19 protein-coding genes are annotated in these 16,499 nt (G+C 67.0%); 13 read left to right on the forward strand and 6 right to left on the reverse strand.

Annotated features, from left to right (window positions below):
- Positions 1-142 precede the first annotated feature (142 nt).
- From PGB34_RS03055 to PGB34_RS03065, 3 genes are all read right to left on the reverse strand, one after another.
- Positions 143-745: an SGNH/GDSL hydrolase family protein gene (locus PGB34_RS03055; RefSeq protein ID WP_271426590.1), complete on the reverse strand. Its 603-nt coding sequence runs from the start codon at positions 743-745 to the stop codon at positions 143-145.
- Positions 746-932: 187 nt separating this feature from the next.
- The gene (locus PGB34_RS03060) at positions 933-2,249 is read right to left on the reverse strand and encodes an FAD-dependent oxidoreductase (protein ID WP_271426591.1); all 1,317 of its coding nucleotides are present in this window, start codon (positions 2,247-2,249) and stop codon (positions 933-935) included.
- Entirely contained in the window at positions 2,246-3,229 is a 984-nt protein-coding gene (locus PGB34_RS03065; protein WP_271426592.1) for a Bug family tripartite tricarboxylate transporter substrate binding protein, read from the reverse strand. Before PGB34_RS03065 ends, PGB34_RS03060 begins: the two co-directional genes overlap by 4 nt.
- Before the next feature lie 120 nt (positions 3,230-3,349).
- Between PGB34_RS03065 and PGB34_RS03070 the strand changes: the two genes are divergently transcribed.
- The gene (locus PGB34_RS03070) at positions 3,350-4,231 is read left to right on the forward strand and encodes a LysR substrate-binding domain-containing protein (RefSeq protein ID WP_271426593.1); all 882 of its coding nucleotides are present in this window, start codon (positions 3,350-3,352) and stop codon (positions 4,229-4,231) included.
- 9 nt (positions 4,232-4,240) lie between these two features.
- On the opposite strand, the gene PGB34_RS03075 is transcribed toward PGB34_RS03070, so the two are convergent.
- Positions 4,241-4,519 carry a YkgJ family cysteine cluster protein gene (locus PGB34_RS03075; RefSeq protein WP_271426594.1) on the reverse strand — a complete coding sequence of 93 codons (279 nt, stop codon included), beginning with the start codon at positions 4,517-4,519 and terminating at the stop codon, positions 4,241-4,243.
- 90 nt (positions 4,520-4,609) lie between these two features.
- On the opposite strand from PGB34_RS03075, the gene PGB34_RS03080 reads away from it, so the two are divergent.
- The 6 genes from PGB34_RS03080 to PGB34_RS03105 all read left to right on the forward strand — a co-directional run bounded on the left by PGB34_RS03080 (position 4,610) and on the right by PGB34_RS03105 (position 8,128).
- Complete coding sequence (locus tag PGB34_RS03080) at positions 4,610-4,879, forward strand: type II toxin-antitoxin system CcdA family antitoxin (RefSeq protein WP_271426595.1); 270 nt, start codon at positions 4,610-4,612, stop codon at positions 4,877-4,879.
- A gap of 17 nt (positions 4,880-4,896) precedes the next feature.
- On the forward strand, positions 4,897-5,211 hold the full coding sequence (locus PGB34_RS03085; protein ID WP_271426596.1) for a CcdB family protein: 315 nt from the start codon (positions 4,897-4,899) through the stop codon (positions 5,209-5,211).
- Position 5,212: 1 nt separating this feature from the next.
- Positions 5,213-6,025: a thymidylate synthase gene (locus PGB34_RS03090; protein ID WP_271426597.1), complete on the forward strand. Its 813-nt coding sequence runs from the start codon at positions 5,213-5,215 to the stop codon at positions 6,023-6,025.
- A 15-nt stretch (positions 6,026-6,040) separates the two neighbouring features.
- Positions 6,041-6,535, forward strand: a complete 495-nt coding sequence (locus PGB34_RS03095; protein WP_271426598.1) for a dihydrofolate reductase — start codon at positions 6,041-6,043, stop codon at positions 6,533-6,535.
- Positions 6,525-7,640, forward strand: coding sequence for a phosphatidate phosphatase App1 family protein (locus PGB34_RS03100; protein ID WP_271426599.1), 1,116 nt, complete (start codon positions 6,525-6,527; stop codon positions 7,638-7,640). Before PGB34_RS03095 ends, PGB34_RS03100 begins: the two co-directional genes overlap by 11 nt.
- Before the next feature lie 143 nt (positions 7,641-7,783).
- Positions 7,784-8,128 carry a DUF6896 domain-containing protein gene (locus PGB34_RS03105; protein WP_271426600.1) on the forward strand — a complete coding sequence of 115 codons (345 nt, stop codon included), beginning with the start codon at positions 7,784-7,786 and terminating at the stop codon, positions 8,126-8,128.
- Between the two features lie 292 nt (positions 8,129-8,420).
- On the opposite strand, the gene PGB34_RS03110 is transcribed toward PGB34_RS03105, so the two are convergent.
- Positions 8,421-9,491 carry a hypothetical protein gene (locus tag PGB34_RS03110; RefSeq protein WP_271426601.1) on the reverse strand — a complete coding sequence of 357 codons (1,071 nt, stop codon included), beginning with the start codon at positions 9,489-9,491 and terminating at the stop codon, positions 8,421-8,423.
- 240 nt (positions 9,492-9,731) lie between these two features.
- Complete coding sequence (locus tag PGB34_RS03115) at positions 9,732-10,634, reverse strand: LysR substrate-binding domain-containing protein (RefSeq protein ID WP_271426602.1); 903 nt, start codon at positions 10,632-10,634, stop codon at positions 9,732-9,734.
- A 240-nt stretch (positions 10,635-10,874) separates the two neighbouring features.
- On the opposite strand from PGB34_RS03115, the gene PGB34_RS03120 reads away from it, so the two are divergent.
- The 6 genes from PGB34_RS03120 (at position 10,875) to PGB34_RS03145 (ending at position 16,435) form a co-directional block, all read left to right on the forward strand.
- Positions 10,875-11,567, forward strand: a complete 693-nt coding sequence (locus PGB34_RS03120; RefSeq protein WP_271426603.1) for a substrate-binding domain-containing protein — start codon at positions 10,875-10,877, stop codon at positions 11,565-11,567.
- A 53-nt stretch (positions 11,568-11,620) separates the two neighbouring features.
- The gene (locus PGB34_RS03125; protein WP_271426604.1) at positions 11,621-12,655 is read left to right on the forward strand and encodes an amidohydrolase family protein; all 1,035 of its coding nucleotides are present in this window, start codon (positions 11,621-11,623) and stop codon (positions 12,653-12,655) included.
- A gap of 57 nt (positions 12,656-12,712) precedes the next feature.
- Positions 12,713-13,396 (forward strand): 4-carboxy-4-hydroxy-2-oxoadipate aldolase/oxaloacetate decarboxylase, encoded by a 684-nt coding sequence (gene ligK, locus PGB34_RS03130; RefSeq protein ID WP_271426605.1) that lies wholly within the window; start codon positions 12,713-12,715, stop codon positions 13,394-13,396.
- 65 nt (positions 13,397-13,461) lie between these two features.
- Positions 13,462-14,463 (forward strand): Bug family tripartite tricarboxylate transporter substrate binding protein, encoded by a 1,002-nt coding sequence (locus PGB34_RS03135; protein WP_271426606.1) that lies wholly within the window; start codon positions 13,462-13,464, stop codon positions 14,461-14,463.
- Positions 14,464-14,467: 4 nt separating this feature from the next.
- Positions 14,468-15,394, forward strand: a complete 927-nt coding sequence (locus tag PGB34_RS03140) for an amidohydrolase family protein (protein WP_271426607.1) — start codon at positions 14,468-14,470, stop codon at positions 15,392-15,394.
- A gap of 54 nt (positions 15,395-15,448) precedes the next feature.
- Positions 15,449-16,435 (forward strand): Bug family tripartite tricarboxylate transporter substrate binding protein, encoded by a 987-nt coding sequence (locus tag PGB34_RS03145; protein WP_271426608.1) that lies wholly within the window; start codon positions 15,449-15,451, stop codon positions 16,433-16,435.
- The last annotated feature ends 64 nt before the right edge of the window (positions 16,436-16,499 follow it).

Here is a 16,499-nt window from a genome sequence, read left to right on the forward strand (position 1 = left end):
GAAGTGAACACCTACCGTAGGGAGCGCGCTGTGACCGCCGTGCAGGACGGCCCGCCATCGGGGCGTCAGCGCAGCCGCGAGAAAAAAGAAACGGAAGCCTTTCGCGCTGCAGCGCCAGCCATGGAGGGCTGAGCGACTCAGTTCAGGAACTGGCGCATTCAGGCGCCACCTGGTCCAGCGTCTGCACGATGCGTTGCACCAGGCGCAGTGAATAGGCGGGGCGTGGGTGTCGGCCGTCGAAGGTGTCGCCGTCGTGGAACTCCACGTTGCCGAAGTCGGCGAACCACACGTGATGCTGCTGCGCCAGCCGGCGCGCCATCGCGTGGTAGCCGATCTCCTTGTCGGTCCGCTCGACGTTGCTCAGCCCCGTGATGATCAGACTGCGCTTTTTGGCCTGCGCATGCTCGATCATCTCGCGCATGCGCTCCTCATACGGCAGCTCGAGGATCTGGTCGTTGTGCCCGTACTGGATCAGCTGCACGCGCTCGGGCAGTTCGCTGCGCAGAAAGTCGTCGCTGAAGTAGGTGGCGCTGGCGCCGTTGGACGAATGGTCGGTGACCTTCCATCTGGGTCGCAGCCGGCGCAGCGCATCGGCCGGCGGTTCATCCAGGCGCGACTCGCCCAGGTCGTAGCCGCCATAGAGCACCGAATCGCCCCACAGGGCGACGGAGCACTGGCGCGCATCGGCTTGAAAGTAGTTCTTGGCCTTGGCGATCGTGCGGTCGATGGCCGAATCGCCAGACAACTTGCCGCACGCCGTGCAGGCCGCGGCCAGGGCGCATGCCAGCGCCCCCCATCCTGATCTCACTGCATTCCTTCCGGAGCGTCGCGCTGCTACTGCTGCGCGCGCCTGTGTTCACAGTGCAGCTTACCCGACGCGCGCGTGCAGACTTGTGAGCCATCGCAACACAGGTTTGCAGGTGCGCGGCCGTTCAGGCCAGCAGCGCGCCCGCATCGAGCAGCGCCGCCCGCAGCCGTGGCACCGGCACATTGCGCACGCTGCTGCCCGCGCCCTGCACCACCAGGGCCGCCGCCATGCCCGCAGCCTGTCCCACGGCCATCGAGATGGTCATGACCCGGATCGCCGCCAGCGCCTTGTGCGAGGCCGAGATGCCGCGGCCCGCCACCAGCACGTTGTCCAGGCCCACGGGGCACAGGCTGCGGTAGGGGATCTGGTAGGCGTGGTCTTCGCCCAGCGCCGAATATTCAAGCTCGCCGCCCGCGGCCGGATGGATGTCGATGGGGTAGGCGCCGGCCGCAATCGCGTCGTCGAAGGCCACCGGCGCCAGCAGCTCTTGCGCCGTGAGCACATGCTCGCCCTGCACACGGCGCGTTTCGCGCACGCCCACCTGCGTGCCGAAGGCCTGCAGCCGGCCGTCGGCGCAGCCGGGCACGCTGTGGCGCAGGAACTTGGCCGCGCTCCAGGCCTGGCGGCGGCCTTCGATCTCGGCCCGGCCCAGGGCCATGGCGTCGGTGGCGTCGATGGCCAGGCGGCTCACGTTGAACCAGCCGTCCTGCGAATAGGGGTCGCGCGCCACATGCAATGCTGCGCGGGCCAGCGCCCCTTCTTCATAGCCGCGCCGCGCCAGCGCCTGGATGTCGGCAGCCTCCAGCGCATCGAAATCGATGGGGCCGAAGCGGAACATCATGGTGGCGGGCTGCAGCGCTTCATCCGCCTCCAGTTCGAGGAAGGAGGCGCCGGCCTTGCGCAGCGCGTCCATGTCGCCCGAGCTGTCGATGAGCACGCCCGGCCGGATGGCGACGATGCCGCTCTTGGTCAGCGCGCGCAGTTGCACGATGCGCCGGCCTTCGCGCTGCACGTCCAGCACGCTGGCATGCAAAAGCGGCAGCACGCCCGCGTCGCTGACCATGTCGTCCAGCACCAGCTTGAGCACCTCGGGCGCGTAGGCCACGCGGTCCATGCGGTGGCCGGTGGACATCACGAAGCGCTCATGCGCCGCGGCCGCGCCGTAGATGCGCAGCCGGTCCACCACCTCCTGCGCCAGGCCCGCGACCACCGTGCGGCCATTGGCCGTCTGCCAGCTGTTGAACTGGGCCACAGCGCCCGCCGTGGCGTTGCCGCCCAGAAAGCCATAGCGCTCCATCAGCATCACGCGGGCCCCGGCGCGGGCCGCGGCCACGGCGGCCATGGTGCCGGCCACGCCGCCGCCGCACACCAGCACGTCGGTGTGGAAGATGGCGTCCGACGATGAAGACGAAGGGAGGGTTGCGGGGGCGAGCGTCATCATCCCGCCTTGATGCCGCGCGCCTTGATCACGCCGGCATAGCGCGCCGTCTCCTGCTGCAGGAATTCGGTGGTGGCGGCGCGGTCAAGCACGAAGGGCGTGACGTTGAGCAGGGCGAAGCGGGTCCTGGCCGCGTCGGAGGCCAGGGCCTGGGCCAGCAGGCCCTCCAGCCGCGTCAGGCCCTCTGGCGCGATGCTGCCCTTGGGCGCCAGCAGCGCAGCCCAGCCCTGCACTTCAAGCGCGGCAAAGCCCAGCGCGCGCACCGTGGGCACGCCGGGCAGCTCCGCCACGTCCTGCGGCGAAGACACGGCCAGCGCGCGCACGCGGCCCGACTTGATGTGCGCAGCCACGCTGGGCAGGTTCAGGAAACCGAAGTCCACCAGGCCGCTGATCATCTCGGGCAGCAGCGCGCTTTCGCCCTTGTAGGCCACGGGCGTGATCTGCGTGCCGGCCTGGCCCGCGAAGATTTCCGAGGCGATGTGGGCCAGGGTGCCATTGCCGCTGTTGCCGGCCGTCATGCCGGGCCTGGCCTTGGCCAGCGCCAGCAGTTCCTTGAAGGACTTGGCCGGGGAGTTGGCCGGCACCACCAGCACCAGCGGCTGCGCCGACACCATGCCGATGGCGTCGAAGTCACGCGCCGGGTCTGAAGCCAGTTGCGGGTTGAGCGAAGGGTTGATGACCATGCTGTTGCTGGCCATCAGCAGGGTGTGGCCGTCCCTGGCCTGGGCCGCCGCAGTCACGCCGATGGCGCTGCCCGCACCGGGCTTGTTCTCGACGATCACGCCCTGCCCCAGTTGCGGCGCGAACAGGTCGGCCAGCAGGCGCGCCGAAGAATCGGCGCCGCCGCCGGGCGCAAAGGGCACGATGATGCGCACGGCCTTGTTGGGCCACGGGGTGGATGCAAAGCTGCCGCCAGTGGCCAGTGCGGCCGTGCAGGCCGCCAGGCTGGCCAGCACGCGGCGGCGGGGAAGCGCAGAACTCATTGGTTGTCTCCATCTGTCTGTCTGACGGCTTCGATGGTGCTTCAGGCCGGCCATAGCCACAAATACCATGGCATGCCTTGGTCATAACATCAGGTTATTCAAACTGCGTGCTTCCTGGCGATGAATCTCCGACAGATCGAGGTGTTCCGGGCGGTGATGCTCACGGGCTCCGTGACCGATGCCGCGCGCCTGCTGCATGTCTCGCAGCCGGGCATCAGCCGCATGCTCGGCCACATCGAGCTGCAGTTGGGCATGCAGTTGTTCGAACGCACGCGCGGCAAGCTGCGCCCCACACCCGAAGCCAGCGCGCTCTATTCGGAAGTGGACCGGGTCTACCAGGGCGTGCAGCGCATCGAGCGCCGCGCGCAGGAACTGAAGGAAGGCACGGGCCTGTCGCTGCGCGTGCTGGCCAGCCCCAGCACGGCGCTGGAGGTGGTGCCGCAGGCCATCTCGGCGCTCACGGCCCGCTTTCCCACCGCGCGCATCTACATGGAAACGCAGCTGGTGCGCGAGATGGTGGCGCAGTTGGTGCGGCACGAGGCCGACATCGCGATCTCCACGCTGCCCGTGGAGCATCCGATGCTCAGCTCGCAGGTGGTGGGGCGCTGGTCCTTTGCCTGCGTGTTCAGGCCCGACCATCGGCTGGCGGCGCACAGGCACATCAGGCTGCAAGACCTTCGGGATGAGCGCCTGATCGCGTTCAGCTCCGACACGCCGCAGGGGCAGTTGATCGCGCGGCACTGGCAGGACAAGGGGCTGCAACCGAATGCGCAGATCGAAGTGCGTTCGGGCCAGGTGGCCTGTTCGCTGGCCGCCTGCGGGGCCGGCGTGGCCATCGTCGACGAACTCACGGCGCGCGCGTGGAACGGCCAGAAGCTGAGCTACCGGCCGCTGCGCGCCGCGCCCACGCACAAGGTCCACATGCTCAGGCCCAGCAACGAGCCGCCCTCGGCCCTGGCCACGGCCTTCATCGCGCAGGTGCGCCAGGCCTTCGACGCCTGAGCGCGCCGTTCAGCGCGCAGGCGCCGTGGCCTGCTCCAGCCGGGTGAGCCACACCATCGCCTGGTCCCGGTCGGCCCCGCACATCTCGGCCGAAGGCTGCAGGCCGCCACAGACGGCCGGGCGCTGCGGCTGGCCGAAGATGCGACAGCGCAGTTGCTCGTCCAGTTGCACACAGGGCACACCTGCGGGCTTGCCGCCGGGCATGCCGGGAATCGCCGAGCTGATCGAAGGCGCGATGCAGCACGCAGCACAGCCGCTGCGGCAGGCAACGAGGGAAGACGAAGACATGGGGTCGCGATTGGAGCATGGCCGGGCGCCCGGCGCGCTCAGCAGTCATGCGCATAAAATCTGCGCATCCTTTCCTCACGAGGATCTCCCATGCTCCGCTTCGACAATGCCCCCAAGAAGGCGACGAACCTGTCGCTGAATTCCAAGGTGCTGGAGATGGCCCGCGAGATGGGCATGAACCTGTCTCAGACGGTGGACGAGTTGCTCGCCGCCGAAGTCAAGCGCCGCTACTGGGAGCGCTGGGCGGAAGACAACAAGGAGGCCATCGCCGCCTACAACGAACGCATCGCGCGTGAGGGGCTTCCGCTGGCGAAGTACCGCAGCTTTGGCAGGAGCCTGGGCGACGGCCGCCAGGATTGATGATCCGGGCCGCCACGATGCCGCGCTTTGACGTATATGCCAACCCCGATCCTTCCGATCGCCAGGCGATCCCGTTTTTTCTGGATGTCCAGAACGACTTTCTTGGCGGCCTGCACACGCGGGTGGTCGTCCCCTTGTATGCACGCACCCATTTCGAAGCGCGTGTGCGCAACCTCAACCCCGAGTTCCAGGCGGCCGGCAAATCCGTCGTGATGGACACGGCATCCATCGGCGCGCTGCCTGTCACCGACCTGCGACGCCCCGTAGACAACCTGAAGCGCTTCCAGGACCAGATCCAAGATGCCCTCGACACCCTCTTTGGCTCCGACTGAAATGACCCCCCATCCGATCCGCCACCAATACGAGGACTTCATGCGCCATGTGGACACGCACGGCGTGTTCAAGGCCGACCGCACGGGCACGGGCACCAAGAGCGTGTTCGGCCACCAGATGCGCTTTGACCTCAATGAAGGCTTCCCGCTGGTCACGACCAAGAAGGTCCATCTGAAGTCCATCATCCATGAGCTGCTGTGGTTCCTGGAAGGCTCGTCCAACAACAACTGGCTGCGCGAGCGCGGCGTGACCATCTGGGACGAATGGGCGCGCGAAGACGGCGACCTGGGCCCGGTCTATGGCGTTCAGTGGCGCAGTTGGCCCACGCCCGACGGCGGCCACATCGACCAGATCAGCCAGGTGATCGACACGCTGAAGAAGAACCCCGACTCGCGCCGCATCATCGTGAGCGCCTGGAACGTGGCCGAGCTGGACAAGATGGCGCTGATGCCCTGCCACGCTTTCTTCCAGTTCTACGTGGCCGAAGGCCGGCTCAGCTGCCAGCTGTATCAACGCAGCGCAGACATCTTTCTGGGCGTGCCCTTCAACATCGCCAGCTATGCGCTGCTCACGCACATGATTGCGCAGCAGTGCGACCTGCAGGTGGGCGACTTCATCTGGACCGGCGGCGACTGCCACATCTACAGCAACCATGCCGAGCAGGTGGCGCTGCAGCTCTCGCGCGAGCCGCGCCCCTACCCCACGCTGAAGATCAGGCGCCGCCCTGCGTCCATCTTCGAGTACCAGTACGAAGACTTCGAATTCGAGGGCTACGACCCGCATCCGGCCATCAAGGCGCCCGTGGCGGTGTGAAGGCTTGAAGAAGGCATGAGCCCGCGCATCAACCTGATCTACGCGCGCGCCGCCAACGGCGTGATCGGCGCGAACAACACGCTGCCCTGGCACCTGCCGGAAGACCTTGCGCACTTCAAGCGCCAGACGCTGGGCGCGCCCGTGGTCATGGGCCGCAAGAGCTGGGATTCGCTGCCGCCGCGCTTTCGCCCGCTACCGGGCCGCACCAACATCGTGGTGACGCGCCAGAGTGACTGGAAGGCCGAAGGTGCGCAGCGCGCGGGCAGCCTGCAGGAAGCTTTTGCGCTGGCCGGCGACGTGAACGAGCTGTGGGTCATCGGCGGCGCCCAGATTTATGCCGAGGCCGAGCCGCTGGCCCGGCGCGCAATCGTCACCGAAATCGCGCAGGACTTTGAAGGCGACGCTTTCGCCCCCACGCTGGGCCCGGCCTGGCGCGAGACGGCGCGCGAATCGCACATCGCCGCCAGCGGCCTGCCCTTTGCCTTTGTAACCTACGAGCATGGAGCGTGAAGCGCCCGCACCCTGCGGCGCCGCCACACGCCGCCACCTGCTGCAGCGCGCCGCGCTGCTGGCCGCGCTGATGGCGGCCTGGCCCGGCCGCGCCAGGGCGCGCGCGCTGCGGGCCGACGAACAGGTGCTCTTCGTGCCTGCCATCGCGCGCTGGCTTGATGCCCAGCGCGTGGAGGTGGACATCCATGCCTGGGTCTATGAACGCGAGCGCCGCCGCGGCGTGCAGGCGCTGTTCGCGCGCTACCTGGGGCTGGACCGCGCCACCTTGCCCGCCGAAGACCGCGCCCGCTTCGATGCGCGCTGCGCCCTCTTTCTGACCGATTCGGAACGCGCCAAGGTGGTGGACCTCGTGTTCGACGCACCGTTGCAGAGCCAGCCACATGCCCTGCCGCCCACCGACGCGGCCGGCCGCAGCCAGGCGCGCATCGTGCTCGACGCCCGGGCGCTGCCGCCCGACGCGCGCACCGTGGGCTTTCGCGCCCAACTGACCGAAGGCGATGCGCGCCAGTTCCTGGGCCATGCGCTGCTGGTGCCCGAGGACGGGCTCTCGGTGGTCTCGGACATCGACGACACGGTCAAGATCACGCAGGTGAACGACCGGCGCGAGATGCTGCTCAACACCTTTGTGCGCCCCTTCCAGGCCGCGCCGGGCCTGTCCGCGCACTTTCGCCGGCTGGCGAAAGCCGAAGGCACGCGCTTTCACTACCTCTCGGCCAGCCCCTTCCAGCTGGCCCCGGCGCTGGAAGACTTTCTGCAGACCGAAGCCTTCCCGGCCGGCAGCCTGCACCTGCGCGAAAGCACGCGCTGGAACACGCTGATCCCAGGCAGCGGCGATTCGCGTGCGCACAAGCTCGGCGTGATCGAGCGGCTGCTGGCCGACTTCCCGCGGCGCCGCTTCCTGCTGGTGGGCGATTCAGGCGAGGCCGACCCCGAGATCTACGCCCAGGTCGCGCGCCAACACCCGACGCGCATCGCGGCCATCGTGATCCGCGATGTGCAGGCCGAAGGGCGTGCTGCTGCGCGCTTTGTGCAGAACTTTGCGGGCTTGCCTGAGGGGCTGTGGCATCTGCTGCCGCCTGAAGGGGAGCCCTGGCCGCAGATTTAGAGCCGCCCGTGGCCCATGGGCCAATTGGCGTAGCGGCGTGAACCCGGCGGATGGGTGAATGTCTTTATCGTCGAAGCGGCGGCTGTGCGGCAGCATTCGGCCCCAAGAGCGGACGTTCTTGGGTCCATCGGCATGAGGTGTCAATGAGCAGTGATTTGCTAGACGAACTGAAGATGCACCAGCGCCGCCTGAGTTGTGCGCTATTAGAGCGCCACCCAGAGGTTCGCGGCAATGAACGGCTTGTAGGTATTCGCGTTTTTGGTGAACTGGTCGTAGATGACGAACGGTGGGTGGTGTCCCAGCACGGCACGGGTGCAATGTTTACTCGGCAGAACCCGACCCCGCAGCTAGTTGTCGACATGCACACCGATCTGAGCAACCCCGATCTGATAGACCCTTGGCGGGTGCAGCAGTTTGCTGAATCGATGGCTCTGGTCTTGAGCTACGCTGAGGCTGAAAAATTGTTGGATCAGCGAAGCAAGGCGTGAATCGCGCTGGTGCTTTGCGCGCATCCCGCGCGTGCTCGCTACGGCAGAATCCGGCCGAGCCTGTATGGAAACGCACTCGGCACCTGGGCATGCCGAATTCGACCTCTCCACAGCGTACAGCAAAGACAGGACGCGGCCATCAAGCCAGCGCCGCCGCAACGGGCAGACTGATCTGCGCGAAGAGAGTGCGACTCCCAGGCCTCATGCCCCAGCCAATTGCATCGCCTTCATCTCCTGGCACGCTTGTTTACTGAAAACTGCGGGTGTTGCAGTTCGGATTTTTAACCCGCCCTTATGTATCAGGAGCCCCTACCTTCGTGCGAGCTCCCAACCCTTCGAGCACCGAATCGACCTGGGCGAATATTGCGCACCGGACTTCACGGGCTTCCGCGAGCATTTGTTCCTCGTCCGCATCGAAGCCTAGCTCCACACGGAGTCGAGCCAGCACCCGTACTTGCTGATCACCAATCTCGTTGATATGCGGTCTGAGGAAGGCTACAAAATTCCGGCGAGCCTCAGCCGAACTCCCGAAACGGTCTGCGGAGACATTCAACGCCTCGATATGAGCTGCTCTGCAACGCCCAATCTCTTGGCCCAGTTGCATCCAGCGAGAGGAGGCGTTGTCAGCATCAACGCCTTGTTGTTCCTCCTCCAACGCCTGGACTTTCTGGCCGAGCCGAGCGGCGCGGACCTCTGCAAGCTTGGCCTCGGCATGTATGCGAGAGGCCGATACGCCGGCGGGCGTTGCGAGTAAGGCTAGCTTTCCGACCATCGTCTGCAGCCGCAGCGCTTCATAGGCAACGTCTGGTTCGGAGACCATCAAGACCTTCGCGTTTGCGCTGACATATCCCGCCAAACCTTCAAGTGCCTTGGGATCTTCGTAGTCGAGATTGAACATCGACCCGAGAAATGTGTTGGCGCGGACCATCTCTTCAGCCGCCTCTAGGTAGACCTCCCGGCGCATGTTCAGTTGGCGTGCAATCTGAGCTTCATTGGCCGCATGATCCAGTTGCATGGCGAGGCGATCCGCATCGTGGAGCAGTTGCTTGTCCGACTTGTCCGCCTCCGCGGCAAGTTGAGCCGTTGCGCGACGGTCGTGGCTGTTGTTCGTCAAAAACACGCCGGTTAGCGTGATCGGAGCGACTATCAATGCCGCCCAGAAAGTGCCATGAACTTGCTGAATCAGATCCCAGTCGATTCTGTTGAAACAGAATCCGATGGTTACCAGTGAGGCCACCACCGCCGATACAAGACATAGCAGGATGGTTCGCGGAGCCGCCCCGTCCCGGACGGCCGATGGTGCTGGGCCTTGCGTTTCAATCCTTAGCTGCAGTCGAGACGATTTGCTCTCGAGTTCGCCCATGCGCATACCTCCGGATCGTTTGATTGCTGGCAGGATACCTTTGCGAGGAATAGGGCAAGTGGGCCGCTCGAGCGTTGATCTTGCACCTTGCCCTGGGTCTGTCGCGCATGTCAGCTCGCTCCAAAAGCGAGAACTCAACGTGAGTTTGCAGACCGTTGGCTTTCAAGAGTGTGGCAAACACGTTTCCCAGCGCTCAATGCTCAACACGCAGCGTGCAACGGCCCTGGCACAACACGCCCCTCAATCCCTCCGCTGCCCCACCACCTCCCGCAACAACCCCAGCGCCGCCTGCTGCGTGCGCGTGGCGGGGCGCTGCGAGCTGGTGGCGAGCCAGGCGCGCACGTGCAGGCCGGGCTCGCCGATGGCGCGCACCGAGAAGGCTGAAGGGCGCACCGCGCTGCTCACGGCATGGCGCGTGAGCACGGCGCTGCCCAGCCCTTCGGCCACCAGTTCCAGGATGGCGGGCACGCCGTCGATCTCCAGTGCCACCTGCGGCCGCAGGCCCAGCGCGGCCAGTTCGGCTTCCACCTGCATGCGGATGGCGTTGGGCCGGCTGGGGATGATCAGCGGCAGCGCAGCCAGCGCGGCCAGCGGCAGGGGCAGCGGCGGGTCTTCCTGCAGGCCGGGCGGGCGCGCCTGCACCAGCACCAGTTCTTCCTCCATCAGCGGCTCGATGTCCAGGCCCGCGACGGGCCGCACGTTGTAGAGCACGGCAATGTCCAGCCGGCCCGCGCCCAGGGCCTCCTGCATGGCCAGCGACAGGCCCTCGCTGATGGACAGCTGCGCGTGCGGCATCTGCTGGCGAAAGGCGCGCATCAGCGGCACCGCGAAGGCGCGCGCCACGCTGGGCGGCAGGCCCAGGGCCACGCGGCCGGCCAGGCCGTCGCGCGCGCCTGCCAGCTCTTCCTGCGCGCGCGCCACCTGGTGCAGGATGCCGCGGCCATGCTGCAGCAGCAACGCGCCCGCGTCGGTCAAGGTCACGCCGCGGCCGTTGCGCACCAACAGGTTCTGGCGCAGTTCCACTTCCAGCAGGCGCACCTGGCGCGACAGCGCGGGCTGGGCCACGTCCAGCGCCTGCGAGGCGCGCGTGAAGCTGCCCAGCTCGGCCACGCGGACGAAGTATTCGAGCTGCTTCAGGTCCAAGACGGCACCGCGAGACTGTTCATAAAGCTGCAACCATACCATCAGCTATGCCGTTTTGATCTAACTGCTAGCCGGTGGGCCCGCTGGGCGCCGGGGCCTGGGCTGCGCAGAATGCGCGGCAGGAAATCGCTTTTGCGAGCCGCGCGCCAGGCAGCTGTTGCCACCGCCCAGGCACTCGAAAAAAGGCGTTCCTGGACCAGCGCCCGGCAGCGGCCCGGGCGCCTTCTGGAGACAAGGCGCATGACCACCCCCCTTCAAGGCATTTCGTCCATGGCCACGCGCCAGGTGCTGGCCGAGCTTGCCACGGCCTGGCAGGCGGCCGGCGGCGAGCCCGTACACATCGAATCGGTGGGCGGCGTGGACGCCGCCAGGCGCGTGCAGGCCGGCGAAGAAAGTTTTGACGTGGTCTTTCTGGCTGCGGACGCCATTGCAAAGCTCGAAGCCGCAGGCCGTGTGCTGCCCGGCAGCAAGGTGGATCTGGTGCTGTCGAGCACGGCCGTGGCCGTGCGTGCGGGCAGCCCCCAACCCGACATCGGCAGCGAAGAAGCCGTGCGCGCCGCCGTGCTGGCCGCGCCCACCGTGGGCTATTCCACCGGCCCCAGCGGCGTGGCGCTGCAAAAGCTGTTCGAGCGCTGGGGCATCGCCGACGAGGTGAAGGCCCGCACCGTGCAGGCGCCGCCCGGCGTGCCCGTGGGTTCGCTGGTGGCCCGCGGCGAGGTGGCGCTGGGCTTTCAGCAACTGAGCGAGCTGATCCACGTCGAGGGCATCGCCATCGTCGGCGCGCTGCCGCCGGCCATTGCCATCGACACCGTGTTTTCCGCCGGCGTGATTGCCGGCTCGGCGCAGGCCGATGCCGTGCGCCGCCTGCTGGCCTTCATGGCCGCGCCCGAGGCGGCCGAGGCCAAGCGCCGCCAGGGCATGGAACCCGTCTGAAGCCGGCGCGCGCATCGCCGGCAACGCCCCCACAACCCCGAGGAGCATTTCCCATGAGTCTGATCATCGACTGCCACGGCCACTACACCACCGCCCCGAAGGCGCTGGAGGCCTGGCGCAACCAGCAGATCGCCGGCATCCAGGACCCGGCCGTCATGCCCAAAGTGGCCGATCTGAAGATCAGCGACGACGAGCTGCGCGAGTCCATCGAGAGCAACCAGCTTCGCCTGATGAAGGAACGCGGCAGCGACATCACGCTGTTCAGCCCGCGCGCCAGCTTCATGGCGCACCACATCGGCGACTTCAACGTCTCCAGCACCTGGGCCGCCATCTGCAACGAGCTGTGCTTCCGCGTGAGCCAGCTCTTTCCCGAAAACTTCGTGCCCGTGGCCATGCTGCCGCAGTCGCCCGGCGTGGATCCCGCCACCTGCATTCCCGAGCTGGAGAAGTGCGTCAGGGAGTACGGCGCCGTGGGCATCAACCTGAACCCCGACCCTTCGGGCGGCCACTGGACCAGCCCGCCGCTGACCGACAGGCACTGGTACCCCATCTACGAAAAGATGGTGGAGTACGACCTGCCGGCCATGATCCATGTGAGCACGAGCTGCAACGCCTGCTTCCACACCACGGGCGCGCACTACCTGAACGCCGACACCACGGCCTTCATGCAACTGATCCAGGGCGATCTGTTCAAGGACTTCCCCGAGCTGAAGTTCCTGATCCCGCACGGCGGCGGCGCGGTGCCCTACCACTGGGGGCGCTTCCGCGGCCTGGCGCAGGAGATGAAGAAGCCGCTGCTGGACACGCACCTGATGAACAACGTGTTCTTCGACACCTGCGTGTATCACCAGCCGGGCATCGACCTGCTCAACACCGTGATCCCGGTCAAGAACGTGCTGTTCGCCAGCGAGATGATCGGCGCGGTGCGCGGCATCGACCCGACCACCGGCAACTACTACGACGACACCAAGCGCTACATCGAAGCCTCGAAGATCCTGAGCGCCGAAGACAAGCACCAGATCTACGAAGCCAACGTGCGCCGCGTGTTCCCGCGCCTGGATGCACGCCTGAAGGGCCAGGGCCGCTGAGCGCTTCGCCCGCCCCTTTCACGCCTGCCGCAAAACTCTCAACGGAGCACCCTCTTCATGTACGAACTTGGCGTCGTTTATAGAAACATCACCCGCGCAGACCGCGACACGGCCGACGGCCTGGCCGCGCTGGGCTCGGCCACGGTGCACGAGGCCATGGGCCGCGTGGGCCTGCTCAAGCCCTACATGCGCCCCATCTTCGCGGGCCAGCAGGTCAGCGGCACCGCCGTCACCGTGCTGCTGCAGCCCGGCGACAACTGGATGATGCATGTGGCAGCCGAGCAGATCCAGCCCGGCGACATCGTGGTCGCGGCCGTCACGGCCGAATGCACCGACGGCTATTTCGGCGACCTGCTGGCCACCAGCTTCCAGGCCCGCGGCGCGCGCGCACTGGTCATCGACGCGGGCGTGCGCGACGTCAAGACCTTGCAGGAGATGAACTTCCCGGTGTGGAGCAAGGCCATCTCGAGCAAGGGCACGATCAAGGCCACACTGGGCTCGGTGAACATTCCCATCGTCTGCGCCGGCATGCTGGTCACGCCGGGCGACGTGATCGTGGCCGACGACGACGGCGTGGTCTGCGTGCCGCGCGAGAAGGCCGCCGCCACGCTGGAGGCCGCACGCAAGCGCGAGTCCTTCGAAGGCGAGAAGCGCGCCAAGCTCGCCAGCGGCGTGCTCGGCCTGGACATGTACAAGATGCGCGAGCCGCTGGCCGCGGCCGGGCTCAAGTACATCGACTGACACCTGCTGGATCGACCGACCGAGTTCCCTGTCCCACCACTCAACCAAGCAACGAGGAGACCGAGATGCAACACAACAAGAGCACCCGCCGCACGCTGATGGGCCTGGCCGGCGCCGCGCTGGCCCTGTCGGCGCTGCCGATGGCTGCGAACGCGCAGGCCACCAGCTTCCCCAGCAAGCCCGTGCGCATCATCACGCCCTTCCCCGTGGGCGGTGCACCCGATGGCGCGGCGCGCGTGATCGCCGAGAAGCTCAGCCGCAGCTGGGGCCAGCCCGTCACCGTGGACAACCGCCCCGGCGGCAATGGCTTCATCGCGATCGACGCGTGGAAGCGCGGCGCCAAGGACGGCACCGACATCCTGATCCTGGACAACGTGCACCTGGCCGCCTACCCGGCCCTGTTCAAGAAGCTGCCCTACGACCCGGTGAAGGACTTCGACACGCTGCTGCCGCTGTTCCGCACCTACTTCTTCTTCACGGTGGGCACGAACAGCAAGTACAAGAGCGTGGGCGACATCATTGCCGACGCCAAGGCCAACCCGGGCAAGCTCAACTACGGCTCGTGGTCGGTGGGCAACCCCGTGCACCTGGGCTCGGAGCTGTTCGAAAGCGTGACCGGCACGCAGATGGAGCATGTGATCTTCAAGGAGACCACGCAGCTCTACACCTCGGTCTCCACGGGCGAGCTGCAGTTCGCGCTGGGCAGCGCCGGCACCGCGGGCCCGATGTACCGCGCCAACCGCCTGCGCCTGCTGGCCGTGGCCGCGCCCAAGCGCTCGCCGCATTTCCCCGAAGTGCCCACGGTGGCTGAATCGGGCGGCCCTGCCAACTTCGAAGTGATCGGCTGGAACGCGCTGGCCGTGCCCCCGGGCCTGCCCGAAGCCGTGACGAACAAGATCCGCACCGACGTGCAGGCCGCCCTGGCCTCGCCCGAGATGCTGGAGAAGTACAAGGTCTTCGGCTATGAGCCCTTCCCGGCCACGCGCGCCGAGTTCAACACCTTCGTCAAGAGCGAGAGCCAGCGCTTTGGCGATGTGATTCGCAAAGCCAACATATCTCTGGACTGAGCCCATGAGCAACTTCACCAAGACCCCCGGCTGGCTGGACTGGTACGCCGGCCCGTCCAAACCCAGGTTCCAGCTGCCTGCCGGTGCCGTCGACGCGCATTGCCATGTGTTCGGCCCGGGCGATGAATTTCCCTTTGCGCCCGAGCGCAAGTACACGCCCTGCGATGCGAGCAAGGCCCAGCTCTTTGCGCTGCGCGACCACCTGGGTTTTGCGCGCAACGTGATCGTGCAGGCCACCTGCCACGGCGCCGACAACCGCGCCATGGTCGACGCCTGCCAGGCCTCGGGCGGCAAGGCGCGCGGCGTGGCCACGGTCAAGCGCAGCATCTCTGATGAGCAACTGCAGGAACTGCACGACGCCGGCGTGCGCGGCGTGCGCTTCAACTTCGTCAAGCGCCTGGTGGACTTCACACCCAAGGACGAGCTGATGGAAATCGCCGGCCGCATCGCCAAGCTGGGCTGGCATGTGGTCATCTACTTCGAGGCCGTGGACCTGCCCGAGCTGTGGGACTTCTTCACCAGCCTGCCCACCACCGTGGTGGTGGATCACATGGGCCGCCCCGACGTGAGCAAGGGCGTGGACAGCGAGGAGTTCGCGCTGTTTTTGAAGTTCATGCGCGAACACAAGAACGTGTGGAGCAAGGTGAGCTGCCCCGAACGCCTGACCATCAGCGGCCCCAAGGCGCTCGATGGCGAACAGAACGCCTACCAGGACGTGGTGCCCTTTGCGCGCCGCGTGGTGGAAGAGTTCCCCGACCGCGTGCTGTGGGGCACCGACTGGCCGCACCCGAACCTGAAGGACCACATGCCCGACGACGGCCTGCTGGTGGACTTCATCCCGCACATCGCGCCCACGGCCGAGCTGCAGCGCAAGCTGCTGGTGGACAACCCCATGCGCCTGTACTGGCCTGAGGAAGCCGTTCAGCGTTGAGCAATGGACGTTGAGCGTTGACAGACAGACAGCCCTGCTTTTGAGGACACCGGCATGACGACCAAGCGCCACTTTCTACTTCAACTGGCCTCGCTGGCCGCGGCCGGCAGTGCCGCGGGCGTGGCGCAGGCGCAGGCCGGCTTTCCCTCGCGCCCGCTGCGCATCGTCGTGCCCAATGCGGCCGGCGGCGGCGCCGACCTGACCGCGCGCGTGGTGGCGCAGGCGCTGGCCAAGCGGCTCGGCCAGCCGGTGGTGATCGACAACAAGCCCAGCGCAGGCGGCATCGTGGCCGGCGAGCAGGTGGCACGCGCCCAGCCCGACGGCCACACGCTGCTGCTGGTCTCCAGCGGCACGGCCGTCAGCGAGGCCTACTTCAAGAAGCTGCCCTTCGACTCGATCAAGGACTTCACGCAGGTCTCGCAACTGGCGCGCTTCGATCTGGTGATTGCCGTGGCCGAGAACAGCCCGTTCAAGACGCTGGGCGAGCTGGTGAGCTGGGCCAAGGCCCATCCGGGCCAGCTGAACATCGGCACGCCACAGATCGGCACCACGCAGAACCTCGCGGCCGAGCTGTTCAAGCTCAAGGCCGGCATCCAGGCCCAGGTGGTGCCCTTCAACGGCACGCCGCCGGTCATCACCGCCGTGCGCGGTGGCGAACTGCACGTCATGCTCGACATCCTGGGGCCGCTGCTGACGCAGATCCAGGGCAAGACGCTGCGCGCGCTGGCGGTGACGGGCCGCGAGCGCTCGCCGCAACTGCCCCAGGTGCCCACGGCTGCGGAAAGCGGCGGCGGCCTGGCCTCCATGGACGCCAGTTCCTGGAACGGCCTGGCCGTGCCCGCGAAGACGCCGCCGGCCATCGTCGAGCGGCTCAGCCGCGAAGTGCAGGCCGCCGTCGCGCAGCCCGACGTGGTCAAGCAACTGGCCGAGCTGAACCTGACGGCCAAGGGCAGCAGCTCGGCGCAGCTGAGCGAACACATCAAGGCCGACACGCAGCGCTGGGCCGAGGTGATCGCCGCCGCCAAGCTGCCGAAGATCTGAAACACGCGCCCCCGTGCGCGCCATGCATGCGCGACACCGCATCGACTTGCAGGAGCTTTTTGAC

The organism is Xenophilus arseniciresistens (assembly GCF_028023875.1).
GTDB classification, from domain to species: domain Bacteria; phylum Pseudomonadota; class Gammaproteobacteria; order Burkholderiales; family Burkholderiaceae_C; genus Xenophilus; species Xenophilus arseniciresistens.

Bases quoted from the DNA above. Each gene is read 5' to 3' on its own strand.
- PGB34_RS03060 (WP_271426591.1), bottom strand. From the start codon at position 2,249: ATGATGACGCTCGCCCCCGCAACCCTCCCTTCGTCTTCATCGTCGGAC.
- PGB34_RS03065 (WP_271426592.1), bottom strand. From the start codon at position 3,229: ATGAGTTCTGCGCTTCCCCGCCGCCGCGTGCTGGCCAGCCTGGCGGCC.
- PGB34_RS03070 (WP_271426593.1), top strand. From the start codon at position 3,350: ATGAATCTCCGACAGATCGAGGTGTTCCGGGCGGTGATGCTCACGGGC.
- PGB34_RS03075 (WP_271426594.1), bottom strand. From the start codon at position 4,519: ATGTCTTCGTCTTCCCTCGTTGCCTGCCGCAGCGGCTGTGCTGCGTGC.
- PGB34_RS03080 (WP_271426595.1), top strand. From the start codon at position 4,610: ATGCTCCGCTTCGACAATGCCCCCAAGAAGGCGACGAACCTGTCGCTG.
- PGB34_RS03085 (WP_271426596.1), top strand. From the start codon at position 4,897: ATGCCGCGCTTTGACGTATATGCCAACCCCGATCCTTCCGATCGCCAG.
- PGB34_RS03090 (WP_271426597.1), top strand. From the start codon at position 5,213: ATGACCCCCCATCCGATCCGCCACCAATACGAGGACTTCATGCGCCAT.
- PGB34_RS03095 (WP_271426598.1), top strand. From the start codon at position 6,041: ATGAGCCCGCGCATCAACCTGATCTACGCGCGCGCCGCCAACGGCGTG.
- PGB34_RS03100 (WP_271426599.1), top strand. From the start codon at position 6,525: ATGGAGCGTGAAGCGCCCGCACCCTGCGGCGCCGCCACACGCCGCCAC.
- PGB34_RS03105 (WP_271426600.1), top strand. From the start codon at position 7,784: ATGAGCAGTGATTTGCTAGACGAACTGAAGATGCACCAGCGCCGCCTG.
- PGB34_RS03110 (WP_271426601.1), bottom strand. From the start codon at position 9,491: ATGGGCGAACTCGAGAGCAAATCGTCTCGACTGCAGCTAAGGATTGAA.
- PGB34_RS03120 (WP_271426603.1), top strand. From the start codon at position 10,875: ATGACCACCCCCCTTCAAGGCATTTCGTCCATGGCCACGCGCCAGGTG.
- PGB34_RS03125 (WP_271426604.1), top strand. From the start codon at position 11,621: ATGAGTCTGATCATCGACTGCCACGGCCACTACACCACCGCCCCGAAG.
- ligK (WP_271426605.1), top strand. From the start codon at position 12,713: ATGTACGAACTTGGCGTCGTTTATAGAAACATCACCCGCGCAGACCGC.
- PGB34_RS03135 (WP_271426606.1), top strand. From the start codon at position 13,462: ATGCAACACAACAAGAGCACCCGCCGCACGCTGATGGGCCTGGCCGGC.
- PGB34_RS03140 (WP_271426607.1), top strand. From the start codon at position 14,468: ATGAGCAACTTCACCAAGACCCCCGGCTGGCTGGACTGGTACGCCGGC.
- PGB34_RS03145 (WP_271426608.1), top strand. From the start codon at position 15,449: ATGACGACCAAGCGCCACTTTCTACTTCAACTGGCCTCGCTGGCCGCG.